General features: G+C 63.1%; 24 protein-coding genes, 3 tRNA genes and 1 pseudogene. 15 read left to right on the top strand and 13 right to left on the bottom strand.

The genetic code is table 11. The features are described 5' to 3' along the window. Positions 1 to 24 precede the first annotated feature (24 nt). Positions 25 to 666, bottom strand: a pseudogene (locus ABJ196_RS00415) (DUF1648 domain-containing protein); the annotation flags it as partial. Between the two features lie 51 nt (positions 667 to 717). Here ABJ196_RS00415 and ABJ196_RS00410 point away from each other — a divergent pair. Continuing rightward, entirely contained in the window at positions 718 to 1,011 is a 294-nt protein-coding gene (locus tag ABJ196_RS00410) for a hypothetical protein (RefSeq protein WP_347304738.1), read from the top strand. A 1-nt stretch (position 1,012) separates the two neighbouring features. Continuing rightward, positions 1,013 to 1,408, top strand: coding sequence for a type II toxin-antitoxin system PemK/MazF family toxin (locus tag ABJ196_RS00405; protein WP_347304737.1), 396 nt, complete (start codon positions 1,013 to 1,015; stop codon positions 1,406 to 1,408). A 37-nt stretch (positions 1,409 to 1,445) separates the two neighbouring features. Here the strand turns inward: ABJ196_RS00405 and ABJ196_RS00400 are convergent, their stop codons facing one another. From ABJ196_RS00400 to ABJ196_RS00380, 5 genes are all read right to left on the bottom strand, one after another. Continuing rightward, positions 1,446 to 3,035 carry a phospho-sugar mutase gene (locus tag ABJ196_RS00400; RefSeq protein ID WP_347304736.1) on the bottom strand — a complete coding sequence of 530 codons (1,590 nt, stop codon included), beginning with the start codon at positions 3,033 to 3,035 and terminating at the stop codon, positions 1,446 to 1,448. A 1-nt stretch (position 3,036) separates the two neighbouring features. Continuing rightward, complete coding sequence (gene deoC, locus ABJ196_RS00395) at positions 3,037 to 3,702, bottom strand: deoxyribose-phosphate aldolase (RefSeq protein WP_347304735.1); 666 nt, start codon at positions 3,700 to 3,702, stop codon at positions 3,037 to 3,039. After that, on the bottom strand, positions 3,695 to 5,053 hold the full coding sequence (locus tag ABJ196_RS00390) for an MFS transporter (RefSeq protein ID WP_257071496.1): 1,359 nt from the start codon (positions 5,051 to 5,053) through the stop codon (positions 3,695 to 3,697). Before ABJ196_RS00390 ends, deoC begins: the two co-directional genes overlap by 8 nt. A 23-nt stretch (positions 5,054 to 5,076) precedes the next feature. After that, positions 5,077 to 5,814 (bottom strand): purine-nucleoside phosphorylase, encoded by a 738-nt coding sequence (deoD, locus tag ABJ196_RS00385; protein WP_347304734.1) that lies wholly within the window; start codon positions 5,812 to 5,814, stop codon positions 5,077 to 5,079. A gap of 116 nt (positions 5,815 to 5,930) precedes the next feature. After that, a complete protein-coding gene (locus tag ABJ196_RS00380) occupies positions 5,931 to 6,863 on the bottom strand; it encodes a sugar-binding transcriptional regulator (protein WP_347304733.1) in 933 nt (310 codons plus the stop codon). A gap of 154 nt (positions 6,864 to 7,017) precedes the next feature. Here ABJ196_RS00380 and ABJ196_RS00375 point away from each other — a divergent pair. From ABJ196_RS00375 to ABJ196_RS00340, 8 genes are all read left to right on the top strand, one after another. Beyond that, positions 7,018 to 7,093, top strand: a tRNA-Thr gene (locus tag ABJ196_RS00375). A gap of 51 nt (positions 7,094 to 7,144) precedes the next feature. Further along, positions 7,145 to 7,216 (top strand) — tRNA-Met (locus tag ABJ196_RS00370). 69 nt (positions 7,217 to 7,285) lie between these two features. After that, positions 7,286 to 7,358, top strand: a tRNA-Trp gene (locus ABJ196_RS00365). Between the two features lie 131 nt (positions 7,359 to 7,489). Continuing rightward, the gene (gene secE / locus ABJ196_RS00360) at positions 7,490 to 7,819 is read left to right on the top strand and encodes a preprotein translocase subunit SecE (RefSeq protein WP_347304732.1); all 330 of its coding nucleotides are present in this window, start codon (positions 7,490 to 7,492) and stop codon (positions 7,817 to 7,819) included. A gap of 108 nt (positions 7,820 to 7,927) precedes the next feature. Beyond that, the gene (gene nusG / locus ABJ196_RS00355; RefSeq protein WP_347304731.1) at positions 7,928 to 8,824 is read left to right on the top strand and encodes a transcription termination/antitermination protein NusG; all 897 of its coding nucleotides are present in this window, start codon (positions 7,928 to 7,930) and stop codon (positions 8,822 to 8,824) included. Between the two features lie 222 nt (positions 8,825 to 9,046). Beyond that, positions 9,047 to 9,499 carry a 50S ribosomal protein L11 gene (rplK, locus tag ABJ196_RS00350; protein WP_347304730.1) on the top strand — a complete coding sequence of 151 codons (453 nt, stop codon included), beginning with the start codon at positions 9,047 to 9,049 and terminating at the stop codon, positions 9,497 to 9,499. A gap of 79 nt (positions 9,500 to 9,578) precedes the next feature. Next, on the top strand, positions 9,579 to 10,283 hold the full coding sequence (gene rplA / locus ABJ196_RS00345) for a 50S ribosomal protein L1 (protein WP_347304729.1): 705 nt from the start codon (positions 9,579 to 9,581) through the stop codon (positions 10,281 to 10,283). 135 nt (positions 10,284 to 10,418) lie between these two features. Next, on the top strand, positions 10,419 to 10,931 hold the full coding sequence (locus ABJ196_RS00340; protein WP_347304728.1) for a DUF1990 domain-containing protein: 513 nt from the start codon (positions 10,419 to 10,421) through the stop codon (positions 10,929 to 10,931). 13 nt (positions 10,932 to 10,944) lie between these two features. Here the strand turns inward: ABJ196_RS00340 and ABJ196_RS00335 are convergent, their stop codons facing one another. The 3 genes from ABJ196_RS00335 to ABJ196_RS00325 are packed head-to-tail and all read right to left on the bottom strand — an operon-like array spanning position 10,945 to position 14,659. Further along, positions 10,945 to 12,345 (bottom strand): Y4yA family PLP-dependent enzyme, encoded by a 1,401-nt coding sequence (locus ABJ196_RS00335; protein WP_347304727.1) that lies wholly within the window; start codon positions 12,343 to 12,345, stop codon positions 10,945 to 10,947. Further along, the gene (locus ABJ196_RS00330) at positions 12,342 to 13,640 is read right to left on the bottom strand and encodes an FAD/NAD(P)-binding protein (protein ID WP_347304726.1); all 1,299 of its coding nucleotides are present in this window, start codon (positions 13,638 to 13,640) and stop codon (positions 12,342 to 12,344) included. Before ABJ196_RS00330 ends, ABJ196_RS00335 begins: the two co-directional genes overlap by 4 nt. Then, positions 13,637 to 14,659: a pyridoxal-phosphate dependent enzyme gene (locus tag ABJ196_RS00325; protein WP_347304725.1), complete on the bottom strand. Its 1,023-nt coding sequence runs from the start codon at positions 14,657 to 14,659 to the stop codon at positions 13,637 to 13,639. Before ABJ196_RS00325 ends, ABJ196_RS00330 begins: the two co-directional genes overlap by 4 nt. Before the next feature lie 489 nt (positions 14,660 to 15,148). On the opposite strand from ABJ196_RS00325, the gene rplJ reads away from it, so the two are divergent. The 3 genes from rplJ (at position 15,149) to ABJ196_RS00310 (ending at position 17,585) form a co-directional block, all read left to right on the top strand. Next, positions 15,149 to 15,670 (top strand): 50S ribosomal protein L10, encoded by a 522-nt coding sequence (rplJ, locus tag ABJ196_RS00320; protein ID WP_066509750.1) that lies wholly within the window; start codon positions 15,149 to 15,151, stop codon positions 15,668 to 15,670. Positions 15,671 to 15,749: 79 nt separating this feature from the next. Continuing rightward, positions 15,750 to 16,136, top strand: coding sequence for a 50S ribosomal protein L7/L12 (rplL, locus tag ABJ196_RS00315; protein ID WP_303936975.1), 387 nt, complete (start codon positions 15,750 to 15,752; stop codon positions 16,134 to 16,136). A gap of 504 nt (positions 16,137 to 16,640) precedes the next feature. Further along, positions 16,641 to 17,585, top strand: coding sequence for a PRC and DUF2382 domain-containing protein (locus ABJ196_RS00310; protein WP_347304724.1), 945 nt, complete (start codon positions 16,641 to 16,643; stop codon positions 17,583 to 17,585). A gap of 163 nt (positions 17,586 to 17,748) precedes the next feature. On the opposite strand, the gene ABJ196_RS00305 is transcribed toward ABJ196_RS00310, so the two are convergent. Genes ABJ196_RS00305 through ABJ196_RS00295 form a run of 3 tightly spaced genes read right to left on the bottom strand, consistent with a single transcriptional unit; the run spans position 17,749 to position 20,951 of the window. Further along, on the bottom strand, positions 17,749 to 18,291 hold the full coding sequence (locus tag ABJ196_RS00305; RefSeq protein ID WP_347304723.1) for a GNAT family N-acetyltransferase: 543 nt from the start codon (positions 18,289 to 18,291) through the stop codon (positions 17,749 to 17,751). A 5-nt stretch (positions 18,292 to 18,296) separates the two neighbouring features. Further along, complete coding sequence (locus ABJ196_RS00300; RefSeq protein ID WP_347304722.1) at positions 18,297 to 19,610, bottom strand: C1 family peptidase; 1,314 nt, start codon at positions 19,608 to 19,610, stop codon at positions 18,297 to 18,299. Positions 19,611 to 19,622: 12 nt separating this feature from the next. Next, positions 19,623 to 20,951: a C1 family peptidase gene (locus ABJ196_RS00295; RefSeq protein ID WP_347304721.1), complete on the bottom strand. Its 1,329-nt coding sequence runs from the start codon at positions 20,949 to 20,951 to the stop codon at positions 19,623 to 19,625. Positions 20,952 to 20,983: 32 nt separating this feature from the next. On the opposite strand from ABJ196_RS00295, the gene ABJ196_RS00290 reads away from it, so the two are divergent. Both ABJ196_RS00290 and ABJ196_RS00285 read left to right on the top strand, forming a co-directional pair. Further along, positions 20,984 to 21,409: an OsmC family protein gene (locus tag ABJ196_RS00290; RefSeq protein WP_347304720.1), complete on the top strand. Its 426-nt coding sequence runs from the start codon at positions 20,984 to 20,986 to the stop codon at positions 21,407 to 21,409. 3 nt (positions 21,410 to 21,412) lie between these two features. After that, complete coding sequence (locus tag ABJ196_RS00285) at positions 21,413 to 22,303, top strand: DMT family transporter (protein WP_347304719.1); 891 nt, start codon at positions 21,413 to 21,415, stop codon at positions 22,301 to 22,303. 137 nt (positions 22,304 to 22,440) lie between these two features. Here the strand turns inward: ABJ196_RS00285 and ABJ196_RS00280 are convergent, their stop codons facing one another. Next, the gene (locus ABJ196_RS00280; protein WP_347304718.1) at positions 22,441 to 24,537 is read right to left on the bottom strand and encodes a PhoX family phosphatase; all 2,097 of its coding nucleotides are present in this window, start codon (positions 24,535 to 24,537) and stop codon (positions 22,441 to 22,443) included. Positions 24,538 to 24,585: the final 48 nt, after the last annotated feature.

Genomic DNA, 24,585 nt, shown 5'->3' with positions numbered 1-24,585 from the left:
GGCGCGGGGTTTCTGCGTGTTCGCTCACGCCGCGAAGATGACGAGAACAAGTATAAACGCCGTCGGGGCAAGCAATGCGGCGAGCAGCCACCAAGCTTTCTTCTGGGCAAAATTGAGTGAGGACGAACCGTTGGGGTGGGACACCATCGCGTGCGGCTCGGCGGGGTCGTAGTAGAGCATTCCCCACTTCATCTTCCCAGTCATCTGCGCGGTGGGGTAATCGGCATCGAGACGATCGTTGATGGACTTGATATCCCAGAGCAACCATCCGCATAGCGCCACAATCGCGAAGAGCAGGGCTGGCATGCTGAAAGGAGCGCTGCCAATGCCGAAGAGTCCAGCCATGATGGCGGATGTGCATACGGCGGCGAGAGCGAACATCCAGCGCGCTATCACCGGTAAAAGGAGCGCGGTCTGGGTGCGCGTGCGTTCGAGGTCGACCGGGTCAGGTTTCGGGTAGGAGTCTTCTGCGGACTGTGCAGCTTGCTGCGTGAGCGCGAGGGCACCTGCGGAGACCACGGTGAGTATGGTGGGCATGAGAACCGCCATGCCGACGGCGTTGCGATAGGTCTTGGCCATCCATGCATCCGGTTCGCCCCTCCCGCTGAAGTGTTGGGGGAGCGGGTCAGGCAGCGCATCCCAGCCTAGGACGATGGCTAGCCCGGCGGCGAGAGCGAGGGCAGGAACCTTTGGCGTCGAAGCTCAGTCTAATGGGGTATGACTGCCTCAACGACAACACATAATGACACCGCAATTGACGAACACCTGGGACAGAGTCATACTTTTTGTATGACTATGACAACTATCCGCGTTGATACCGAACTCCGTGATGAGCTTAAGGCCCTGGCGAAAGCCGACGATCAAACGCTTGGCGAACTACTTGCAGATTTAGCTGGAAGGGAACGTCGACGGAGAATGAAATTAGCCGCTCGTGAAGCGATTCGTCGTAATCCCCCGGATGACGAGTATTACGAGGAATTCCTTGACTGGCAGTCGGGGAGGTGGGATTGAGATGGCAACGACGGCAGCTCAACTGCCATGCGAGGATCCGGAAAGTGTTATGGAGGGACAGGTCTGGTGGTTGAAGCCAGACCCAGCGATCCCGGCGATGGGAAGGGAACAAGCAGGTCGTCGTCCTGTGCTTGTCGTGTCAAATGACTATTTTTCCGGTCTCATCGATTCCTTATTTATTGGGGTGCCGTTAACGACCAAAGATCGAGGATGGCATAACCACATTGCAGTGGAATATCAGGACGAGGTGGATGCGCCTCCCTCGTGGGCAATGGCAGAACAGATTAAGGCGTGTTCGGTAGTCCGGCTCGATGGCAATGTCGGCGAAGTGACTTCACAGTGCTTAGCCGAGGTACGGCAATGGATCTCGGAGTTGACGAGTGACCTAGACGCATAAAATCCCCTGCGAGAGCAGAGGATTTTATGCGGGGACGTTAGATGCCGAAGTACTCGCGCAGATCTGCGGCAATGGCGTCGAGGCGCTTGCGGTCGGGAGACTCGAGGTAGCACTTGAGCTTGGGTTCGGTGCCGGACGGGCGGACGATGACGCGGTCATCGTTTTCCGTGAAGAACTTCGAACCCTGGGCGAACTTCTCGACCGTGGCAATGGGGGAGCCGGCCAGCTCGGTGGGCGGGGTCGTGGAAACCTTCTCCATCGCGGTGGAGATGATGCTGAGATCCTCGACGCGGAAGGTGAGCGGCTGCGTGTAGAGCGCGCCCACGGTCTCGTGAATCTCGGCGAGGCGGTCGAGCAACGTGATGCCGGCGGTCTTGCACTCGGCGGCGAGGCTGGCGAGCACGACAGAAGTCGCTATGCCGTCCTTGTCGCGCACGGCCTGCGGGTCGGGGCAGAACCCGATGGCTTCTTCGTAACCGAACGCGAGGTTCGGCGTGCGGGCGATCCACTTGAAGCCCGTGAGGGTTTCCTCGTGGTGGATGCCGTAATTCGCGGCGACACGGCCAAGCAGGCGGGACGACACGAGCGAGTTGGCGAAAGAGGCACCTTCGGGGACGCCGCGGCGGGCGAGGTAATCGCCCAGGAGGGCGCCGGTCTCGTCGCCGGTGAGCTGCCGCCAGCCGCCCTCGGCGGCGGCGTCGGGAACCGCAGCCGCGCAGCGGTCAGCGTCCGGGTCGTAGGCGATGAGGATGTCGGCACCGATCTTCTTCGCGTGTGCTTTGCCCAAGTCGAGGGCGCCGGGCTCCTCGGGGTTCGGGAAGGAGACCGTCGGGAAGTCCGGGTCCGGCTCGGCCTGTTCGGGCACGAGGGAGACAGTGAATCCGCAACGGGTGAGCAGCTCCTCGCCGAGGGCTGCGCCGACGCCGTGCATGGCTGTGAGTGCGATGGTGACATCCGCGTTGGGGCCGACGAGCATGGCGGCACGAGCGAGGTATTCGGCGCGCGTGTCGACGTGCTCGATGTGGGCGTCGTCGCGGGCGACCTCGTCCGCACAGGGTGCTGCGGCGATGGCGGCGGCGATCTCCGTGTCGGCGGGGGAGACGAGCTGGACGCCCTCCGCGTCACCGGTGGCGACGCGGCCACCTAGGTAGACCTTGTAGCCGTTATCCGCTGGCGGGTTGTGCGAGGCGGTGACCATGATGCCGGCGTCGGCGCCGAGCGCCTTGACCGTAAAGGCCGTGAGCGGCGTCGGGTTCTTCGCGGGGAGTACGAGGGCCTGGCCGCCCGCGGCGGAGATGACCTCGGCGGCGTCCTGCTGGAACTGTGCGGAGCCGTGGCGAGCGTCGCAGCCGATGACGACCTTAGGTGTGTCGACCTGGTTCTTGAGCCACGTCACGAGGCCGTGGGTCGTGCGGATGACGACGGCGCGGTTCATGTGGGACTCGCCCGCGCCCACGGCGGCGCGCAGGCCGGCGGTGCCGAAGGCGAGGGGACCGGCGAAGGCGGCCTCGAGAGCCTCAGCGTCTTCGGCAGCGATCCACGCGTTGATCTGGTCGCGGGTTTCCGGGTCCGGGTCGTGCTCGGCCCAGGTGCGGGCGGTGGTGAGAAGCTCTTCGGAGATGGGCATTTTATGCCTCCTGTGCGTCCTGTGCTGCGAATTCTGTGAGGATCTTCTTCGACGCGGACAGGCCCAGGCGGGTGGCACCGGCGTTGACCATGGCGAGGGCATCGGCAGCCGTGCGGATACCACCGGAAGCCTTAATACCCAGACGACCGCCCACGGTGGCCTGCATAATCTCGATGGCGTGAACGCTGGCACCACCGGCCGGGTGGAAGCCGGTGGAGGTCTTCACGAAGTCAGCCCCTGCGGCCTCGGCGGCGCGGCAAGCGCCCTCAATGGCGGCATCGGAAAGCGCGGCGGTTTCGAGGATGACCTTGAGGACCTTACCGGGGATGGCGTCGCGTACGGCCTGGATATCGGCCTGCAGCTCGTCGAAGCGGCCCTCGACGGCGAGCGCGATATTGATGACCATGTCGACTTCCTCGGCGCCGTCCTGGACGGCGCGGGCGGCCTCGGCGGCCTTGATCTCGGACTTCACGGCGCCGGACGGGAAGCCGACGACGGTGGCGACGTGGAGGCCCTCGGGGACCTCAACGGGCAGCTGGGAGGGCGAGATGCACACGGAGTAGGTGCCGAGCTCGGCGGCCTCCTTGATGAGGTCCTTGACCTGGTCCGCGGTGGCCTCGGGCTTGAGGAGGGTGTGGTCGATGAGCTGTGCAATCTGGTTAGACATGGAGGGACTCCTTAGATTCGTTTTTAGCCATAGCCTGGTCGCTGAGGACGTAGATGATGGCGCCGAGGGCGGCGACGGCAGAGAGCACCCACAGCGCGGTGGTGTAGCCCTCGGTCGCATCGAGCAGCTTCGCGGTGTACGCGATGCCCAGCGGGATGGCGATGTTGATGGTGAGGTTGTAGAAACCGATGGCGATGCCGGACTTCTGCGCGGTGATGTTGCGCAGAGCCGTGTTGACCAGCGGCGCGTACTGCAGCGCGAAGCCGGAGGCGAACGCGATGGTGGTAACGACGAGGACCGCGATATGGGCGTGGGCGAAAAGAGCATTGACGATGAGCGAGCCGATGATCATGGCCATGCCGGTGTACACCGTGGCGCGCGAGGATATGACGTGGCCGATCTTGCCGGAGAAGATGCCCACGAGGATGGCGCACACGTAGCCCGGGATCATGAGCAGGCTGGCTTCGTCAATGCTCAGGCCGTGGTAATCCTGGGCCGCGTAGGGCAGCAGGAAGATGTAACCCATCTGCGTCGAGTAGACGAAGAAGACCATGACGATGGTCCAGATGTAGCGGCCGTTGGTGAAGAACTCCGTGGTTACGACCGGGTAGTGTGCGCGGCGGATGTGGACGGCAAAGAGGACGACGCCCAGCACGGTGGGGATGAGCCACAGGGGCTTGAACGCCTGGGTGAACATGATGAGCGAGGTCGCGAACAGCGCGATGTAGAACAGGCCGAGGGCATCGAGGTGGCCCTCCACGGCCTCGTCCTCCGGAACCATCTTGATGATCGGCGGGATGGTGAGCAGGAGGACGAGCGGGATGAGGAACATCGCGGTCCACGAGATATACGTGGACACGAAGCCGGAGGTCAGCGCGCCGATGAGCAGGCCGGCCTGGAAAGCGGCGGTGGAGAAACCGAGGTAGGTCTTCTGGTCGTCTTCGCTCAGGTGCTTCGTGACGTAGATGACGTAGAGAGTCTCCGCCGCGGCGAGGCCGGTGGTCTGGATGAGGCGGCCGGCAAGGACCATGGGCCACGAGCCGGAGAAGATAAAGCCGATGGCCGAGCCCACGGCGATGAGGATGACGCCGGTGAGCATGAGCTTGCGGATGGAGATGGAGTCCGCGAGCGCCGAGTAGACGACGGCGCCGATGCCGATGATGACGCCAGCGAGCGAGGCCTGGAGGCTCGCGGTGTTATCGGAGATGCCCAGGCCCGCAGCCATGGGCATGGTCATCGTCTTAAAGCCGTTGTCAATGACGAGCGAGAAGACGAAGACAAAGAGCAGGATGGGGACGGCGGCCTTGGGATTGACCCGAGTGCCGTCCGGGGTGGTTTGCACGTTGGACATGGTTTTCCCTTGAGGGCGGAAGGCTAGGAGAGAGCGGCAAGCGGGAGGGCGAGCTGCATCATGGTGTGGAAGGCCGTCTGGCGCTCCTCGGCGGACAGGTGCGAGTCGGAGACGAGGTTGTCCGAGACAGTGAAGAGGCCGAGGGCGTCGACGCCGGCTTCGGCGGCGGTGGCGTAGAGGGCGGCGGATTCCATCTCGACGCCGAGGACACCCATGGCGGCCCAGCGGGCGTTGACGGAGTCGTCAAAGTTGTAGAAAATGTCGGAGCTCAAGATGTTGCCCACGTGGATGCGGGCGTCCTGGCGCTCGGCCTCATCGACGAGGCCCTTGAGCAGGCGCCACGAGGCGGTGGGCGCCCAGGTGCCGGGCAGGTTGTACTGCGACAGGAAGTTGGAATCGGTGGAGGCGGAGGCGGCGACGATGACGTCGTGGAGGTCGATGTTTTCCTGCATGGCGCCGATGGAACCGACGCGGACGAGGTTCTTCACGCCGAAAGTGTGGATGAGCTCCCAGGAGTAAATGCCGATGGAGGGCATGCCCATGCCGGTGCCCATGACGGAGACCGGCGTGCCCTGGTAGGTGCCGGTAAAGCCCAGAATGTTGCGGACCTCGTTGAACTGGACGACGTCTTCGAGGAAGGTGTCTGCGATGAACTTGGCGCGGAGGGGATCGCCGGGCAGCAGAATGGTGTCTGCGATGTCGACGCCCTTGGGGTTGATGTGCGGGGTGGAAAGACCTTCGGTGCTGTGCAAAGCGGCCATGATGTGTGTCTCCTTGAGTCGATCACGCGGGGTGAAGTAGAAGTACTGTCACCCTCAAGCCGAGACCGTGGAGAACGAATGTCAATAGCTAAATTGACAGTTGTGCAGCGTGTGCGTCACAGGTCGAGCACCCGCTGCGCCGTCTGATGATCGATGACGAGGTGGGTGGCCAGTCCCATCTCCAAGGCAATACGGATGGCCTGGGCTTTTTCGGCGCCGCCGGCCACGAGGACGCGGGTGGGCCGGCCCTTGAGATCGGCGAGCGTGATGCCCACGGTGCGTGCGTCGACGTCAGACGCCGCGATGTTCCCGGTGCGCGTGAAGAAGCGCGAGCACACGTCGCCCACGGCGTGGTCCAAGATCTCCTGCGTCTCCGCGGCAGAGAGATAGCCCAAGTTGAGTGCGAGCGACTCGGGGGCGATGGCGCCGGCGGTAAAGACGGCAAGGTCCACGCTGCGGCCCAGCTCGAGGACGCTCGCGATGTGACGGTCGCGCGTCACCCAGTCCTTGGCCTCTGCGGAGTCGAAGATCACGGGCAGCGGGAGGAGCTCCGTCGTTGCGTTGAAGGCGCGGGCGAAAGCGCGCATGGTCTCCATGTCGCGTGTGGAACGTTCCGAGTGGGAGTGCCCGCCCTTGAGCTGCACCACGCGCACGCCCTGGAGGGGCAGCTGGCGCAAATGCTCCGAGACGGCGCACATCGTCGTGCCCCAGGACAGGCCCACCGTCATGCCGTCGTGGACGAGTTCCTCGAGGAGCGTGGCGCCGGCGCTGCCCAGGTCCGTGAGAAGGGTGCCGCCGGCTGGGGTGGTGACCACGCGGGCATCGGCAAGCTTAAAGCGCGCGGTGAGCTGGGCGACGAGTTCGTCAGAACGCTCGCGGGGATCGTGGATGGTGATGGTGACAAAGCCGCGCTCGAGCGCGTGGCCCAACAGTTTGGAGACGGTGGGGCGGGACAAGCCCAGGCGTGCGGCAACCTCGGCCTGGGAGAGGCCGGAACCGTAATAGAGCTTCGCCGCGTCGATTGATTGCCGGTCTTTGTCATCCAACATAAATCCATTCAAGCACACCGCATACAGGCGGCTAAAAACTGATATTTTCCGTCCTGTACAGCGGATTTGTGTAACGAGAAGAAAGTGGGTTACTCTTTCTAAGTCCGCAACGGAGAGCACGCGAAATATCGCACAGCTTCAACGGCGAGGATGTGCCCCCTTAGCTCAGTCGGCAGAGCGTTTCCATGGTAAGGAAAAGGTCGACAGTTCGATTCTGTCAGGGGGCTCCATTCATGTCTAGGGTTCCTCCGGACCCGGGGCGTGGAGTTCTAAGTGAATATGGCGGTGTAGCTCAGTGGTAGAGCAAGCGACTCATAATCGCTGTGTCGCGAGTTCAATTCTCGCCATCGCTACAGGTTTCTTTCCCCGCACGCGGGGGCAGGGGCCATGGGCTCTGCTAGAGTCAACTTCTACAAGCCCATAGGGGCGTGGCGCAATTGGTAGCGCAACGGTCTCCAAAACCGTAGGTTGCAGGTTCGAGTCCTGTCGCCCCTGCAGAATGCAAAGAACCCGGCCTCGCGCCGGGTTCTTTGCTTTTATTGACCGGCGGGAATTATTCACGCTCCTATCAGCTTTGCTAGAGTTGACAAAGTTATAGGTTTTCAATCCAGGAGGACATCTCACCCATGAGTGATGAGCAGCAGCCGCAGTCCGGCGCAGCCCGCCCGACCGGCAAGCGCCAGCTCTCCGGCGCGGCGACGACCACCTCCTCTGCCGCTTATGAGAACAAGCGCGTGGAGCGCGCCGCGGCGGAGAAGGACGAGAAGCCGGGCGGCGGCGCCGCCGCGTTCCCAGGCGAGGTCGTTTCTGAGATGAAGAAGGTCGTGTGGCCCACGGCGAAGGAAATGGTGCAGTACACGCTCATTACCTTCCTCTTCCTTATCGTTCTCACGGCGCTTGTGTGGGGCGTGGATTCGCTCACCGGCCTGGGAGTTGAAGCAGTCCTCGCACCTTAGGTAGACTGCTTACATAGTGACTTCATCATCCCGCTGTCCGGTCCGGACGGCGGGATTATTCATTACCCTGGGCAGTACACGCCCGCACGCAGAGGAGAGACTCACCCCATGAGCGAAGAGAACACCACCGACAACACTGCTGAAACCACTACGGAGAACACGAGCTTCGAAGACGATCTGCAGGCCGCCCAGGCCCAGACTGCCGAGGCCCAGGCCGCCGCTGAGGCAGAAGCTGCCGAGGCCGCTGAGTCCGCAGAGTCCGCAGACGCCGAGACGTCCGCTGAGGCTGCCGATGCCCCCGCTACCGCCGAGGAGGCAGCCGCAGCCGTCGGCGCCGAGGCTGCCGCTGAGGACGACAGCGAGTACAAGACGCGCCTGCGTGCGTTCACTCGCGAGCTGAAAAAGCAGCCGGGCCAGTGGTACATCATCCAGTGCTACTCGGGTTACGAGAACAAGGTGAAGACCAACCTTGACATGCGTGCCCAGACCCTTGAGGTCGAGGACTCCCTCTACGAGGTCGTCGTTCCCATCGAGCAGCGCATGGAGCTCAAGGACGGCAAAAAGAAGATCGTCAAGCACAAACTGCTGCCGGGTTACGTCCTCGTCCGCATGGATATCAACGACGCTGTCTGGTCCGTCGTTCGTGACACCCCGGGTGTCACCTCTTTCGTGGGCAACGAGGGCAACGCCACCCCGGTCAAGCCGCGCGACGTAGCCAAGTTCCTCATGCCGCAGGTCGCCCCGACCACCACCGGCGAGGCTGCTGCCGCCACCGCCGACGGCGAGCAGGTCATCGCCATGCCGGAGGAGAAGGCTGCACCGAAACTCGACCACGACTTCCAGGTGGGCGAGGCCGTCACCATCCTGGCTGGTCCGCTGGCTTCGGTGTCCGCGACTATCTCCGAGATCGACCCGGAGACCGGCAAGATGCAGGGCCTCGTGTCCATCTTCGGTCGCGAGACCCCGGTCGAGCTCTCCCCGAACGAAATCGAGCGCATCTCCTAAGCGAGTCCGGAAGCGATCTCTCGTTTGACTCTCGCCGCGTAAGCGGCGACCTGCGCAAACGCGATTTTGTCCCAGGCGCACGGTGTTCTAAGATGGAACACCGTGCGCTTTTTGCGCGCGTAGTAAATCGTTTATCCCCGGTGGCCTGCGAAAGCAGGCATCCGGACGGTGCCCGTTATTCATCGTGGCGGGTGCCGGTAACACAGGAATTGAGGTAATTCGATGGCTCCGAAGAAGAAGGTTACTGGCTTCATCAAGCTGCAGATCGAAGCTGGCGCCGCTAACCCGGCTCCGCCGGTCGGCCCGGCACTGGGTGCCCACGGCGTCAACATCATGGAATTCTGCAAGGCGTACAACGCTGCAACGGAATCCCAGCGCGGCAACGTGGTCCCGGTTGAGATCACCGTCTACGAGGATCGCTCCTTCGATTTCAAGCTGAAGACCCCGCCGGCAGCCAAGCTGCTGCTCAAGGCCGCAGGCGTGCAGAAGGGCTCCGGCACCCCGCACACCACCAAGGTTGCTTCTGTGACCTGGGATCAGTGCAAGGAGATCGGCCAGACCAAGTTCGAGGACCTCAACGCTCGCGACATCGAGAACGCCGCCCGCATCATCGCCGGTACCGCCCGCTCCATGGGTATTACCGTCAAGGGTGCTCCGGCCGACTTGCCGCAGTAAAACCTCTAATAACTTCATGTGGCAGGGCCAGCTTTCGGCCCGCACAGACCACAACAATCCACGAAAAGGAATTGCTTAAATGAGCACCAACTCTAAGGCTTACAAGGCTGCGGCCGAACTGGTCGACAAGTCCCGCCTGTACTCCCCGCTCGAGGCCGCCAAGCTGGCCAAGGAGACCTCCTCCAAGAACTACGACGCCACCGTTGACGTCGTCTTCCGCCTCGGCGTTGACCCGCGTAAGGCTGACCAGCTCGTTCGCGGCACCGTCTCCCTGCCGAACGGCACCGGTAAGGACGTCCGCGTGGCCGTCTTCGCCGAGGGTCCGAAGGCTGACGAGGCCAAGGCTGCTGGCGCCGACATCGTCGGTACCGCCGAGCTGATCGAGGCCATCAACGAGGGCCACATCGACTTCGATGTCGCCATCGCTACCCCGGACCAGATGGCCAAGGTTGGCCGCGTGGCCCGCGTCCTCGGCCCGCGTGGTCTCATGCCGAACCCGAAGACCGGCACCGTGACCGCTGACGTCACCAAGGCTGTTGCCGACGTCAAGGGCGGCAAGATCTCCTTCCGCGTGGAGAAGGCTTCCAACCTGCACGCCATCCTCGGTAAGGCATCCTTCGAAGCTGAGAAGCTGGCTGAGAACTACGGCGCTCTCTACGACGAGATCCTGCGTTTGAAGCCGTCCTCCTCCAAGGGCGTCTACGTCAAGAAGGTCACCATGACCACGACCTCCGGCCCGGGCATCCCGGTCGACCCGTCCGTCACCAAGGACTACACCGCTTAATTTCTAAGCGCACTTCTTTTAAGCGCCCAGTCTCCCGCACGGGAGACTGGGCGCTTTTGCGTTGCAGGGCTTTCCGATGTCCCGATGCCTCGCGTCACCTTCCGCATGGCGGCAGGACGTGCGAGACTAACGGTTATGACTGCTATGACGGGGTCGTATCCGGCCGAGCTACGCTTGGCGAGCCTTGCTCTCGCCGCTGGCACGAGTCCCTCGGAACTCGGGCTCGATAGCGCGTGGCGGATTGTCGACGAAGCGCGCGTCCTGGGAACAGAGGAGGAGTGCTTCCAACGCGCGAGTGCCGCGCTGCTGGAGTTTCGCGCACACCGTCATGCTGGCGTTCGTGTACGGCGCGATGAAGCAGAACCAGACGTGGTGTGGTTGCGCGTGGGACCGACGCTCTCGCCCTGCAGAATCCTGCATGTCGAGCGCACGCCGCAGCGCACCGCGTTGGTCTACGGGACGCTGCCCGGACACGTGGAGCGCGGCGAGGAGGCCTTTCTCATCGAGCTGCAGGACGACGGAACGGTCGTTGGTCGGTGCGTGGCATTCTCACAACCAGACCGATGGTTCGCACGGCTCGCTCCGCGCCTCGCGGCAGCCGCTCAGAGCCTCATCACCCGGCGCTATCTCGCGGGGATGGGGCTCTAGCTCACACGCGAATTCACTCGCGGTCGATGGCGTCGAGCTCCCACGCCCCGGTCTCCGTGCGCACGACGTTGCGCGCCAAGGGGATTTGGTGCGAGGCAGACTCGAGGATGTGCATGAAGTAGCCCGCGGTGTTGGGAATGGCGAGGGTATCTCCGACGGCGATGCCGTCTGGAAAATCCAGGGCACGTCGCAGAATGACTTCGTCTTCGATGCAGTAGGCGCCCACCAGGAAGCCGGTGCGGGGCGCGCGCTCGACCTCCCCGGCTGTGGGGACGAGGAAGGGATCGAGCAGGAGGTCATCGGCGGCCGTGCGGCATTGCGTGCGGTTCATCGCGAGGCCGATGAGGGGTAGCCCATCCGAGCGCTCTTTGAGGAAGGACACCTCTGCGAGAATCATTCCGCACCCATCGAGCAGGCTGCGTCCTGGCTCGAGGTGAAGCGCAATGGAGTGCTCGCGCAGCGCAGTCGCAGCGGTGCCGTAGCCGGACACCTCACCCTTGAGCAACTGGGTGAGCCACTCGCCGCGCGTGGGCGTTTGCCAGAACGGATACGTGTTGGTGAGCGGATCATTCTTCCACGTAAAGGGTTCGCCCGTTCCCGCGCGCTGGCGTTCGATGCGGTCGTGGTACTGCTCCCATTGTGTCTCGCGGAGGAGATAGCTCATGGGAACGCCTCCGCCGATGTCGATGAAGCTCGCGGGATGACCGGTTGCGCGCAGTCCCTCGACGAGCGCAATGGCCTCGGCGAGAGCGAGACGGCGGTCGGATTCGGCGTACCCGTGGAGATGGACATGGACTCCGACTGCCTCGACGGTGTCAGGCCAGTCGATGCTGCGCCAGACATCCAGCCGTTCGCCGAAGCGCGTTGGCGGCAATACGGCGGGATCCGGTGCCAAGCGGGGCGCGATGCGCGCTGGGCTCCCGAGAGCGGCGATACGTGCCAGCTCGTCGCGGCTATCGCAGGAGATCACCACGCCGGCTTTCACCGCCGTGCGCAACAGCCGCTCATCCTTGATGGCCGCGCTGAGAATGACATCTTTCGGCGGGACGCCAACGGCGAGGACCTGGCGCAGTTCGTTGAGGCTCGCGACGTCGACGCCGTGGCCAGCAGCCCGCGCCGCGTCGACGAAGGCGAGCGCCTTGTTGGCCTTGCGCGCAAAGAAGACGCGAGTGTCGACGCCGAGTGCTGTTCCCGCGGCGACGAGTTCGGCAGCATTTCGCGCCAAAGGCCGGGGATCAAGAACGTTGACGGGCGAGCCGTGCTCCTCGATGAGTGACCGGACGACGTGCGGATCTGCGATAAGCTCCTGCATCCATGGCTCGAGACGGGGCGCGAGCGGCACCGTTCCGTGGACGGCGAGCGGACGCGGCGACTCCGCGAACTGACCTGGGTTCTGCGACGATAAGGATGTCATGGATGTCCTACTTTCTCCGCCCACTGCGGGATATCTGAATGCACGGTGCGATTGAGCGAGTCATGACCCGGAAGCTCGCGCTCGTGCATGCGTCCAATGGTGATGACTCCGGGCACGTCCTGGAACGCCGCGGGTTGGCCCTGCGGCGCAATGGTGGCATCGATGAGTACGTCGATGTGCGGGCCATGTCCCTTAAGCCACGCCTCGATGACGTCAGGACGGCCCAGGTAGGTGGTGTCGATAATCCCAGAGTCGATGAGGGAAAGCACCGCGTCCGCCGTCACCGGTGGCGGTCCGAACGCTACGCGCTCGAGAGTCCGTGCAAGTTCGGCGAAGCCAGGAATCGGACCGGTTTGCGCATGTGTATCGATGAATTCTTGAAACAAGCCCCGAAACGCGGCGCCGACGGCAGCAGCCGGAGTCAGTGCATGCTCGCCACGCGCCACGGCCAGGGAAGTCCGAAGCTCAGCCACGGCATCCCCAGTGAAATCCGCGCCATCGAGCACCTTGGCGAGTGATTCGATCGAAAATTCGCCCAGTGTCCGCGCCGCATCGATGAGAACTTCCCGCGCCGCATTCGCGTCCCGTGCCGTGCGGGCCTGGGCATGGAGGGCGGGAGAAAACGTCGGCGCAGGACGCGCAGGGTCTGGCTTGACCTCCATGAAGCGGCCGCTGCGGCTTACCGGATAAATCGTCTCCGCAGTGTCTCCGTAGCGTAGGCAGACATCGATGAAGGTGAGGGCCGCACCGCGGACGCCGATCACGCGCGGCTGCGACGGAACCGTGGCGCCCCAATAGAGCCCCGTGACGGGAACCCGGCTTCGCTGGTGCGTGAGCGCACCGGGATGGTCATGCGCGTGGCCGGTGCACTGAAGAACATGATCGAAAGCCTCGCCGTCGACCTCGAATCCGGCGTCCGTGTGGTGTACTGAGGTCACGCGGCGAGCGATATGGCGCACGGAGCTGTCCCGAGGAAAGCGTCGCACGGCGTCGTTCCAACAATCGATGAGGTACTCGCCGACCACGGCGCGCGGCGGGAACGGATCGAGCTCCACGTCGCCGTGGCGAGCGCGCCAGGCGTCCAACGTGTCACGCTGAGTGGTGACGATGGCGGAGGTGACGTTGAGCCGCCAACACCGTGGTTGGTCCGGGCGATAGACGGCACCGGCTCCTGCGGGATAGGGATCAAAGACAGTGACGTCGAGGGGCACCGCGGTGCGCTCGCTGAGTTCCTCTACGGCCCAGAGGCCACGCGGTCCGCCGCCAATGATGGCGATCTTGAGCGGCGGAGTCATTCGGATCCCCAGTCGTCTACCCGGCCGTCTACTCTGCGCGCGAGGTCGTCCGCAGAGCTGCCGAAGTGTTCGGTGACCCAGGCATCGTTGTAGATGGTGTCGAGGTAAGGCTGGCCACCGTCATGGAGCACCATCGCCACCGTGGAACCGGAGGGCAGCTCTGCAGCACGCTCGAGGAAAGCGGCCACGACGGCTCCGCTCGAGGCGCCGGCAAGGATGCCTTCGGAGCGTGCCAAACGACGTGCGCCGATGATCGCCTCGAGGTCAGGAACACGCGCGACGAGAGAAGGCTCAAAACTTTGGGACAGTTCCGTGACTACACCAGCGCCGTAGCCGGGAAGGAGGCGGGCACCGCGCGCGCCGCCGTAGAGGACTGATCCTTCCGCGTCGACGCCGATGGTTTCTGTGTCCGCACCGAGCTCGGTGAGTTTGCGCACGCAGCCGCCGAGCGTGCCAGTCGTGCTCATGGCGACCAGGAGGTGGCTGGGCGGGGCACCGAGCTGCTCGATGATCTCGGCCATGGTGCCCTCGGAATGTGCGTGGAACGCAGCCTGATTGGCGTACTGATTGAGGTTGAACGAATCCGGAATGTCCTGCAGGAGTTCCTGCACGCGCGACCGGCGTGCGGTGAGCCAATCGCCGTTGTCAGGATCAGGGTGCTCGAGCATATCCACGCGAGCTCCGTAGGCTTCCATTGTTGCCACCGTGGAGCGGTTGACGCGTGGATCGACGACGCAGACGAAGTGCATGCCAGCCAGATGCGCCTGGCGCGCCAGGGCCATTCCGAGATTGCCGGAGGAGGACTCGATGAGCGTGGATCCTGCGCGAATATCGCCGGCGTTGAGCGCCGCCTCGATGAGGGCCTGGGCGGTGCGGTCTTTGGCTGAGCTGCCGAGGTTGAATTGCTCGAGCTTCGCGAAGACACGAATATCGTCGCGGGGATTGATGCGGTCGAGCCGCATGAGGGGAGTGCTGCCAATGGGCGGTTGCGCTGACGAACAGACGCGAGAAAAGGTCATACTGCAACGGTACTGGTTATCGTCTCAGCGTGCAGAAATTGTCTGCCTGTTCTTGCGCGAAGAAAGAATAAAATGCCTGCGGCGCCGAGGAGTCAACATGAAATACGGGACAGGGAGGCTTTTTGATATGAGGTTGTGTAGGGGCACTGATATCCAACAAGGCCAGCGCAGGGAGGGAGCGACGGTGGAGTAAAGGCGGCATCGGCAAGCTCAACGGCACGGGATTTTGTTGTTTTGAGCAGCGGGTGTAGTGTAGTCCCAGAAGTTTGAACGACCGATTGGTCGAGCTCAAGTTTCACCGAAGACCGTTGGTCGCCTAGAAATAGGCCGAAGGTTCCCACTCTGAGGGACGGCCCACGCAGGAGACACTTGCGATATACATGGCCTTAAAGCCGTGCGCCTCGTGCTCTTGCACGGGGCTTTTTGTTTGCGCAAAAGGCTCCGGCGGAAAATATTAAGAGATGTTTCGAAAGGAGGCGAGAGAACAAAATGGCAAACCCGAAGAATACCGCTGACCTGGCTACTCTGAAGGAGAAGCTCGAGGGTGCAAACTCCGTCGTGCTCACCGAGTACCGTGGTCTGACCGTTGCTCAGCTCCAGGAGCTGCGTAACAACCTTGGCTTTGACGTTGAGTACTCCGTCGCCAAGAACACCCTCTTCAAGATCGCTGCCGCTGAAGCTGGCATCGAAGGTCTTGACGAGCTGCTGACCGGCCCGACCGCTATTGCGTTCATTAAGGGCGAGGCAGTGGATGCCGCCAAGGTTATCAAGAAGTTCGCTGATGATAACAAGGCATTCGTCGTCAAGGGTGGCTACATGGACGGCAACGCACTGTCTGCCGACCAGGTCAACGCCATCGCCGAGCTGGACAACCGCGAGACCACTCTCGCAAAGCTGGCTGGCGCCATGAAGGGTTCTATGGCAAAGGCTGCTGCAGTCTTCAACGCTCCTGCAACCAAGATGGTCCGCACCGCTGCGGCCCTGCAGGACAAGAAGGCCGCCGAGGCTTAAAGTCGCGAATACTCGCGCACACAATTAAAACACACACACTTTGGAACGCGCGGCGTTCCGCATAGAAAGGATGGCCATCATGGCTAAGCTCACCAAGGACGAGCTCATTGAAGCTTTCAAGGAAATGACCCTCATCGAGCTCTCCGAGTTCGTCAAGGAATTCGAAGAGGTCTTCGACGTTGAGGCTGCTGCTCCGGTTGCAGTTGCAGCTGCAGGTGCCCCGGCTGCCGGCGGCGCTGCTGAGGAAGAGAAGACCGAGTTCGACGTCGTTCTGACCGACGCTGGCGCAAAGAAGATCGGCGTCATCAAGGTTGTCCGCGAGCTCGTCTCCGGCCTGGGCCTGAAGGAAGCCAAGGAGCTCGTTGAGTCCGCTCCGAAGGCTATCATCGAGGGTGCTTCCAAGGATGACGCTGAGGCCGCTAAGGCTAAGCTCGAAGAGGCTGGCGCTTCCGTCGAGCTCAAGTAATTTCCTTTCGGACTTACTTGTGGCTTAAATGCCACGACCCCCACCGATTTCTGTCGGCTGGGGGTCGTTCCCGTTTTCTTGCCGCCCGTGGGGAATTCCTGTGAGGAGATGCGGCCTTGTCGCGCTGTGGGTGCGCGCGACAGTGATGTCACGATGGTGAGCGTTTGGGGACGGGGCGGCGGGTAACTTGCGATTGTTGATAGAGAAGGGCGAAGCGACATCGGAGACCCTCGCATTGATCGGATTAAAGGTCTACATGGCCCTACTTTGTTGAACGTTATAGTTTCGTTGTTTGTGCGATAAGCAGGGGATTTGTAAGGAAATTCTTTAAATCGGTCATCTTTCTGGGCTTTTGCGGTGGCGAAATCTCGTGATGCCCGTACGGTGGGTGCCACACCGAGCGAGAGACCGGCTGGCGCACAGCAGGGGTTTTGGAGCTTGGTGGTGAGATTAAAAATTTAATGTCCAATTAATCGCTAAACACGAAAGAGTGAGTCTTTAACAATGACTACCCAGAACAACACCCGCGACATCCAGGCCCTATTTAACGCTACTGCTTTTGATTCCCAGGGCGAGAAGCTCGGCGACGTTAAGGAAATCTTCGTTGATGATGCTTCTGGTCAGCCGACTTTCGTTGAGGTTAACCACGGTCTGTTCGGCATGAACTCCTCCCTGGTTCCGCTCCGCGGTCACCGCTTCAACGGCTCCAACGCCGACGAGCTCGTCCTGGCATTCCCTAAGGACCGCATCAAGGGCGCACCGGGGATTGATTCCGATGCTGGCCTGTCCGTTGAGGAACAGAACGAGATTTACCGCCACTACGGCATCACCGACGCCAAGGACGAGGTTCGTTACACCACGAATGACAACCGCACCGCCCAGGGCGGCCGCGCTGGTAACGAGGAGCACTATGCAGCAGGTGCTGGCGTAGGTGCCGCCGGTGCTGGTGTTGGCGCCACGACTGGCCGTCACCACGCCGATGTTGATGCTCCGGATCACAAGGACCGCGTCGCTGGTGAGGCTACGGACCGCAACCCCGCCGCTGCTGACGCTACCGACAAGGACGCGCTGGTTCGCTCCGAGGAGCAGCTCAACGTCGAGAAGGAAAACGTGAAGACGGGCAAGGCTCGCCTGCGCAAGTACGTTGTGAACGAGACTGAGACCGTTGAGGTTCCGGTTACCCGCGAAGAGGTTCGCGTTGAGCGCACTCCGATTTCAGAGGAAGAGGCTGCACGCCTGGGCAACAGCGAGATTTCCGAGGGCGACGCTTCTGTCACTCTGCACGAGGAGCGCGTCACCGTGAACAAGGAGACCGTCCCCGTGGAGAAGGTCGAGCTCAACAAGGAGCAGGTCCGTGGCACCGAGCGCGTCTCTGAAGAGCTTCAGAAGGAGCGCATCGAGACCGAGGGTGTCACCGAGCACGACCCGAACCGCGGCACCACCAAGTAAGGTCCCCGCACCCTGGGCGGGATAGCGTCCGCCCCCTCAAGCCATAATCGAATACAGACATCATCCCCCGTCCTGGCGAAAGCTAGGGCGAGGGATGATGGCCTTTTCCGTCGGTGCTGCGTGGCAACGCTGCGTCGAGGCGACGGCGCTGTGCAGTGTGCGACTAGAACGCCGCGTCGGTCGAGCGCGCGAAGGCCGTGAGCTCGTGGCCAGTGAGGCGGTACGTGTCCCAGTCGTCCTGGACTTCGGCGCCGATGTGCTCGTAGAAGCCGATGGCCGGCTTGTTCCACTTGAGCACGGACCACTCGATGCGGGCGTAGCCCCGCTCGTGTGCGACGCGGGCAAGTGCGCGGAGCAGATCGCCGCCGATGCCGCGGCCACGGCGGTTCTCCCGGACGAAGACATCCTCGAGATGGATGCCGTGGACGCCTTCCCACGTGGAGTAGCTGATGAACCACAGGGCGAAGCCGTCGAGCGAGGTGCCAGTGGAGGAACTGTCGTGCTCGCCGCGGCGTGCGCCGTGCTGATGCCGGCCCCGAGGGGTCTCCGCCACGTGGCAGAAGACCTGCGGATTGTCGCCGAAGAGGGCGCGCTCCAAGTCAGTGGGCGTGGCGCGCACGGCGCCTGGTTCCATCTCGTAGTCGGCGAGCTCACAGATGAGCTCGTGGATTTCGGGAATGTCCTCGGGACGAGCGGGGCGAATCATAAATTTTATGCTAGCGCACCCATGGGATCCCAGGCAGGCAATGTATTCACGTGCTCGCTGGAGAGCGCCTTCTGGTACTCCTCCGGCAGACGTGACGGGTGGACGGCAATCTCAAAGACGTACTCGTCGAACCAGTCATCGCGCATGGTCCAGAAGCCCTTGTCGGCCTTGTCCGTGCCCCAGGAGTTCTCCACGCGCCAGCGGGTGGGCTGGCCGTTCGGGGCGTCGACGCCGGTGAGCACCATGGCGTGGGTCATGAGCGACTCGTGCGTGCGCAGGCGGTCAGCCTTGTCGATGTCGAGCTTGATGCCGAAGGCCGACTCATAGTCGTAGAGCTTCGCAGCCCAGATACCGGCGTCGCCGTTGGATTGCTGGTCAGTATCGCAGCCGAACCACACAGCGGCGCCGTCCTGCAGCGAGTCGAATGCGGCCTGGCGGAGGACATCGCTCGGGGCGTTTAAGTACGTGACGTCTTTGCCCACGACGTTGCCCAGGTGGTCCACGGTGTAGAGCTCGCCGTAGGCGTTGCGCGGGTCGTTGACCACGCAGACGTACTCGGAGAGATCCGCAGGCAGCATGCGTGCGGCGAACTCCTGCGGGGTAAACGTGCCCTCGCGGTGGAACTCATTGTCCTTGTCGCGATAAGCCCACTCGAAGTTCTCCGGCGGGACACCGAGGTTGGTGACGAGGATGCGGTAGCAGTCGCGCAGCGCCTGCTCATGGATGCCGGCGCGCTCTGTCTCGGCGGCCGCACGCAGGCGCATCGCGGCGCGGTGGAGGACGGTCTCGAGGTTGCGGTTCATCAGGCGCGTCTGGTTGGAGGAGGCGGTCTCCGGCATGGCGTACTGCGGCACGACGCCGTACTTCTCGACGATGGCAATGAACATGGACCACTGGCCACCGTCATCGATGGGGGAGTCGAGAAGCTGCTTGATGGTGCGGTCATTGATGTCGCGGTCTGCGAGCTCCTCCATGGCCGTGAGGAAATAGTTGGCCTTCTCCAACTTGTCGTAGAAGTGGATGTAGGTCTGGGAGAACTCGAAGTCTTTGATCTTGGCGGTATCCATGACAGGGCCGCGCAAGGAGTTCAGGCCAGCGAAGATCCAGCAGCGGCCCGATTGCTTCTGGTTGGCGGCGGACCACGCGTCCACCTTGGTCTCCACGGCTGGAGTGAGCTCGGTGGCGAGCGTGTGGTCGAGGAGAACCTGGTCGAGCGACGTGCCAGCGGCAGCGTTGCGCAGCAGCGTGAGCGTCGGGTCCTGGGCCAGTTCTTCGTTGCGAGCGGCGATGGACTGAGGATCTAGTTGTGCGTTGTTCATGAGGGTGGTCTCCTAGATCATCCGGTCGTCGATGGGCAGTTCGATGGGTTGGGTCTTAAGGCCCTTGAGTTGAGCCTCCGTGAGGTATTTCTTGCGCACGATGGCGCCGAAGACGTTATTGTCCACCCAGGCATCCGTGGCGGTGCCGTAGCCCTTGCCGGGGATCTCCTTGTTATCGATGGAGCGGTGCGGTCCGTGAACCTTCGTGCCCCAGGAGTTCTCCACGCGCCAGCGGCCGCGGCCCTCTGCGTCCTCATCGAAGCCGGTGAGCACCATGCCGTGCGTGGGCGTCGAGTCGCCGGAGGCGAGGCGTTCGGCCTTCGTCGTGGAGGTGTCGATGCCGTAGAGCAGATCGATAGCGAGAAGGCCCTCGTCCCAGACGCCGTCGTTGAACGAGAAGTTGCGGTTGACGTCGCACGCGAACCAGACAGGCTCGTCTGCCTCGAGGCTGCGGCGGGCGGCGGCACGCAGCTCCGTGACGTCGATATTGAGGTACGTGTAGCCCTCGTCCTCGAGGACGTTGCGGCTAGGAGTGGAGACGTAGAGCTGGTTGGTCTGCGCGTTGTCACGCGGGTCAGCGCCGAGCATGACGTAGTCGTCGAGGTCCGGCAGGAACTTCGCGGCGAACTCGCGCGGGGTCGAGGTCAAGCGGTGGAACTCAGTGTCCTTATCACGGTACGACCACTCGAACTCGGTGGGCGGGAAGCCGAGGTAGACGGCGAGGACGCGCTGGGCGTCCGCGATGGCGGCATCGGCAGCCTGCTGGGCGTCCGCGCCCGCGCGAACCTGGAGGGCGGCGCGGCGCACGATGGTGGCGAGCGTGCGGTTCATCTCGTGGGTATCGCCGGCGGCGTGGGTCTCCGGCATGACCTCGGCGGGCACGGCGCCGTACTTGGCGACGAGGCTGGTAAAGAAGTTCCACCAGCCTCCGTCCGCATTCGCGTCGTCTAGGATGTGGGCGACGACGCGATCGTCGAGGTCATCGTCCTTGTGCTCGATGAGCTCGTGGAGCACCAGGTTGACGCGCTCGAGCTTGTCAAAGTACTGCAGGTAGATAAAAGAGAACTCGAAGTTCTCGACGTTTAATTCCTTGGCCGCACGGTGGCGGAAGACGTTGAGCGCCGCGAACATCCAGCAGCGCCCGGAGCGCTTCTGGTTGGTCACCGGCAGGGTGTCGAGCTTAATCTGCGTGGCCTGCTGGATGGCGATGAGCTTGTCATAATCGAGGGCGGCACGGCCGACGCCCACCTGGGTGACGGCATTGCGGGCCGCGCGCAGCTGCGGGTCGTTTACTGCCTGGTGACGCAACTCGGCGAGTAAGTCAGAAGTTATGTGGGTCATAGAACCGTTCTAACACACTAGGCTCGATGAGCATGAGTGAACCCAATGTTGTAAAAACCTACAGCGTCGAGGTCGAACGCCTCGCTCAGACGCACTACCGCGCGACCAACCCCGCGGGCGCCTCGCTGGAGTTTGGTGCGGGCGAGGGACTGCTCAGCCCGGTGGAGCTCTTGCTCGCCGCGGTGGCGGGCTGCACCGCTGTCGACGTGGACGTGGTGACCTCGCGCCGGGGTGAGCCTTCGACGTTCCGTATTACCGCGGAGGGCGACCGCGTGAACGAGGCCGGGGCGTCCCGGCTTTCCGATGTCCGTCTCGCCTTCGACGTCACCTTCCCCGATACGCCGGAGGGGCGCCAGGCGCAGGCCATGGTGGGACGCTTGGCGCAGGTAAGCCACGACAAGGACTGCACCGTCTCGCGCACGGTGGAGCACCCCACGAACGTGACGTTTAAGGTCTAGCGCGTGCTGTGGATCCTGCTCGGCGTCGTGGCGGGGCTGGTCGTGCCGGTCCAGACCGTCATTAATACGCGCCTGCGTGAGTCAACCGGCACGCCGTTCTCGTCGTCCATGATTTCGTTTGCCGTGGGCACGGCAACGCTGTTCGCGGCGGTACTCGTGTTCCAGCGCGGGCACTTTGGGCTCTCGGCCGCGTGGGGCGCCCCGCCGTGGATCTGGGCCGGTGGCCTCCTGGGCGTGGTGTTTCTTACCGGCAATATCCTGCTCTTTCCACGCCTGGGTGCGGTGCAGACCGTCGTGCTGCCCATCGCAGGGCAGATCCTCATGGGCCTGGTCATCGACCACTGTGGGCTGTTTAGCTCGCCGGTCGCTCGGCTGACGTGGCTACGCCTGCTGGGCGCGCTCATCGTGCTCGCCGGCGTCATGCTCACCGTGGGGCGCCCGCGCGCCCAGGAGGCGGGCTGGGGCCTGCTGCCGTGGCAGATAGCGGGCTTCGTCTTCGGCTGCCTGAACTCGAGCCAGTCCGCCATCAATGGGCATCTGGGGCAGCTGGCAGGCTCGGCCCTGTCCGCGGCGTTCGCGTCCTTTGCTATTGGCGCCGCAACGTTGCTGTTCATCAATGCCGTGCTGCGGTGGCGTCCACACCTTGACCGTCCGCACGGGGAGCGTAATCCGTGGTGGATGTGGCTGGGCGGCGTGTTGGGCGCGCTCTTCGTCTTCGCCACGGCCTCGCTCGTGCCGCAGATTGGCACGGGGCTCACGGTCGTCGCCACGCTGTTGGGCTCCATGGTCGGGTCTGTCATTGTCGAGCGCGCCCGTGGCGCGAACGTGGCGGTCCGGCAAGGCGTGGGGCTCGCTTTCGTGCTCGCGGGCGTCGTGCTTATTCGGTTGGTCTGAACCGGTCGCTGCGCTGTAGTTGCGTGAACTGTGTGCCCTCCGGCGTGGGGTACTCAGGGCGCTACGTTTAGTACACCGCGCACCCGGCGATTCGGGTGCGCGGTTCGTGTTGTGTGTGAGCGGTGTGAGGCGTCGATTTAGGCGTCGGTGCCGATCTTGCCGTCTTCCTTCCAGACGACCACGACGGCCGGGCGCGGGGTGGAGTCGCCGCCGTCAGGCCAGTGGGAGGTGGGGGACTCGAAGGTGGCATCGTCAGCTTCGCCGGGGTGCTGGACGTTGACCATGACGCGGTCGTCGTCGACGATGGGGCCGCAGGTCTCCGCGCCGGCGGGGACGGTGAGGAAGCACTTGAGCTCGCCGCGGGTGTCGCCCTCGGTGGTCACGGCGTAGAGGCCGTCGTTGGTGTCGAGTGCGTTGCCGTCGGTGGAGATCCACAGGTTGCCGTGGTTATCGAAGGCCAGGTTATCCGGGCAGGAGATGGGGGAGACCTTCTCCTTGTCGAAGCCGCCGAAGTAGGTGTTGGCCTCCTTCGGGTCACCGCAGACGAGGAAGAGGTTCCACGTCAGCGTTTCGCCGGCGTGGTCGTCGGTGATTTCCATAACGAGGCCGTTCTTGTTTTCTTTGACCGGTGCCCACTCCATGGGCTCTTCCTTGTTCTTCTTGGCGTTCTCGCCCGTCGCGCCGCGGTACGAGTTATTGGTGAGCGCGACGTAGACCTTCTCCGTGTCCGGGTGGACCTCCATGTCCTCGGGGCGATCCATCTTGGTCGCACCGACGGCATCGGCAGCCTCGCGGGTAAACACCGCAACCTCTTCGGCGGTAAAACCGTCGACGTGGGAGACGAATTTATTGTTCTCCGTGTCCGAGGTGAGCAGCTTGACCCAGGTGCCCTCGCCGTCGAAGGCGCCGTCCTCGGGCAGGACGCCGGAGCCGTCAATCTCGTCTGCCGGGGAGTTGCCCTCAAGTTTGGCCACGTAGAGGGTGCCGTGGTCGAGGATGGAGAGGTTGTGTTCGAGGTTGCCTTCCTCGAATTTCTTGGTGGAGACGAACTTGTAGATGTACTCGAAGCGGGAGTCATCGCCCGAGTAGCACACGACGGTGCCGTCTTTCGTGATGTGGATATTGCCGGCCTCGTGCTTGAAGCGGCCCAGCGCAGTGTGCTTAATCGGGGTGGACTGCGGGTCGAGCGGGTTGATTTCTACGACCCAGCCGAAGCGGTTGGGCTCGTTGGGCTCCTTGGCGACATCGAAGCGATCGTCGAAGCGCTCCCACTTGCGGTCGGTCTCCGGATCCTTGATGCCGAAGCGCTCGAGCGACTTCTTCGCCTTCTCGTCTTTCATGTTCTCGTCCGCGGCGAAGTACTGGTCGAAGTTCTCCTCGCCGGAGAGCATGGTGTTCCACGGGGTCACACCACCGGAGCAGTTGTTGAAGGTGCCCTTGACGGTCTCGCCAGCCGGGTCTGCTGTGGTCTTCACCAGGTCGGTGCCCTTGGCGGGACCCACGAGCTTAAATTCCGTCGTGCCCGTGATGCGGCGGTTGAGCGGGCCGAACTCGCGCTTGAGCTCGCCGGTGCCCTCGACCTTGGAGACCTCCAGGATGGTGTGGCCGTGGCCTGCCCAGCCGATCTTGGCTTGTTCCTCGGTCGGGTTGTCTGCGTCGTAGTTCGGGAACATCATCGGCTCGGTCGTGTACTCGTGGGAGCACATGTAGATCATGCGGTTCGGGTCATCCGGGTGCTCGATAAGGCCGGCGAAGTCATTATTGAAACCGAACTGCTTCTCTGCGGCCTCGGCCGTCTGGTTGTTGACGTCGAACTCCGGCGCGCCCTCGATGACCGGGTCGCCCCAGGCGATGAGGATAGACTGCGCGTAGCCGGCCGGGATGACGACCTCGTCCTTAGTGTTCGGTTGGACGGCCTCGAAGCGCATGCCCTCGGCCGAGGTGAGCTCCACCTTCGCCGTCGTCGTGGAGGCCGAGCCTGCCGATGCCCCCTCCTCTGCCGGGCTGCAGGCCGCCAGGGCCGCGCCGCCGCCCACGGTGACGACGGTGAGACCGCCGGCGCGCAGGGCGGAGCGGCGCGAGAACGGAGTAGTGAACTGGTCGCCGAAGTAGGCGTTGCTCGAGGGGTTCTCACATTCCCCGAAGCAGGCGTTACCGCATTTGTAGGTGCAGGTGAGCGAGGAACGGGAGGACGTAAAACGGTTGTTAAAGAGATTCTTGCCAAGCAAGGCCATGGGTGCGCTCCAAAAATTATTGCCCGCGCGGTGGGGTCGGTGCGCGGG

Origin of the sequence: Corynebacterium sp. SA-MJD20WY100 (assembly GCF_039822565.1) — a bacterium.
Lineage (GTDB): Bacteria > Actinomycetota > Actinomycetes > Mycobacteriales > Mycobacteriaceae > Corynebacterium > Corynebacterium phoceense_A.
This window is presented reverse-complemented; position numbering and strand designations above follow the sequence as displayed.

Bases quoted from the DNA above. Each gene is read 5' to 3' on its own strand.
- ABJ196_RS00410 (WP_347304738.1), top strand. From the start codon at position 718: ATGACTGCCTCAACGACAACACATAATGACACCGCAATTGACGAACAC.
- ABJ196_RS00405 (WP_347304737.1), top strand. From the start codon at position 1,013: ATGGCAACGACGGCAGCTCAACTGCCATGCGAGGATCCGGAAAGTGTT.
- ABJ196_RS00400 (WP_347304736.1), bottom strand. From the start codon at position 3,035: ATGCCCATCTCCGAAGAGCTTCTCACCACCGCCCGCACCTGGGCCGAG.
- deoC (WP_347304735.1), bottom strand. From the start codon at position 3,702: ATGTCTAACCAGATTGCACAGCTCATCGACCACACCCTCCTCAAGCCC.
- ABJ196_RS00390 (WP_257071496.1), bottom strand. From the start codon at position 5,053: ATGTCCAACGTGCAAACCACCCCGGACGGCACTCGGGTCAATCCCAAG.
- deoD (WP_347304734.1), bottom strand. From the start codon at position 5,814: ATGGCCGCTTTGCACAGCACCGAAGGTCTTTCCACCCCGCACATCAAC.
- ABJ196_RS00380 (WP_347304733.1), bottom strand. From the start codon at position 6,863: ATGTTGGATGACAAAGACCGGCAATCAATCGACGCGGCGAAGCTCTAT.
- secE (WP_347304732.1), top strand. From the start codon at position 7,490: ATGAGTGATGAGCAGCAGCCGCAGTCCGGCGCAGCCCGCCCGACCGGC.
- nusG (WP_347304731.1), top strand. From the start codon at position 7,928: ATGAGCGAAGAGAACACCACCGACAACACTGCTGAAACCACTACGGAG.
- rplK (WP_347304730.1), top strand. From the start codon at position 9,047: ATGGCTCCGAAGAAGAAGGTTACTGGCTTCATCAAGCTGCAGATCGAA.
- rplA (WP_347304729.1), top strand. From the start codon at position 9,579: ATGAGCACCAACTCTAAGGCTTACAAGGCTGCGGCCGAACTGGTCGAC.
- ABJ196_RS00340 (WP_347304728.1), top strand. From the start codon at position 10,419: ATGACTGCTATGACGGGGTCGTATCCGGCCGAGCTACGCTTGGCGAGC.
- ABJ196_RS00335 (WP_347304727.1), bottom strand. From the start codon at position 12,345: ATGACATCCTTATCGTCGCAGAACCCAGGTCAGTTCGCGGAGTCGCCG.
- ABJ196_RS00330 (WP_347304726.1), bottom strand. From the start codon at position 13,640: ATGACTCCGCCGCTCAAGATCGCCATCATTGGCGGCGGACCGCGTGGC.
- ABJ196_RS00325 (WP_347304725.1), bottom strand. From the start codon at position 14,659: ATGACCTTTTCTCGCGTCTGTTCGTCAGCGCAACCGCCCATTGGCAGC.
- rplJ (WP_066509750.1), top strand. From the start codon at position 15,149: ATGGCAAACCCGAAGAATACCGCTGACCTGGCTACTCTGAAGGAGAAG.
- rplL (WP_303936975.1), top strand. From the start codon at position 15,750: ATGGCTAAGCTCACCAAGGACGAGCTCATTGAAGCTTTCAAGGAAATG.
- ABJ196_RS00310 (WP_347304724.1), top strand. From the start codon at position 16,641: ATGACTACCCAGAACAACACCCGCGACATCCAGGCCCTATTTAACGCT.
- ABJ196_RS00305 (WP_347304723.1), bottom strand. From the start codon at position 18,291: ATGATTCGCCCCGCTCGTCCCGAGGACATTCCCGAAATCCACGAGCTC.
- ABJ196_RS00300 (WP_347304722.1), bottom strand. From the start codon at position 19,610: ATGAACAACGCACAACTAGATCCTCAGTCCATCGCCGCTCGCAACGAA.
- ABJ196_RS00295 (WP_347304721.1), bottom strand. From the start codon at position 20,951: ATGACCCACATAACTTCTGACTTACTCGCCGAGTTGCGTCACCAGGCA.
- ABJ196_RS00290 (WP_347304720.1), top strand. From the start codon at position 20,984: ATGAGTGAACCCAATGTTGTAAAAACCTACAGCGTCGAGGTCGAACGC.
- ABJ196_RS00280 (WP_347304718.1), bottom strand. From the start codon at position 24,537: ATGGCCTTGCTTGGCAAGAATCTCTTTAACAACCGTTTTACGTCCTCC.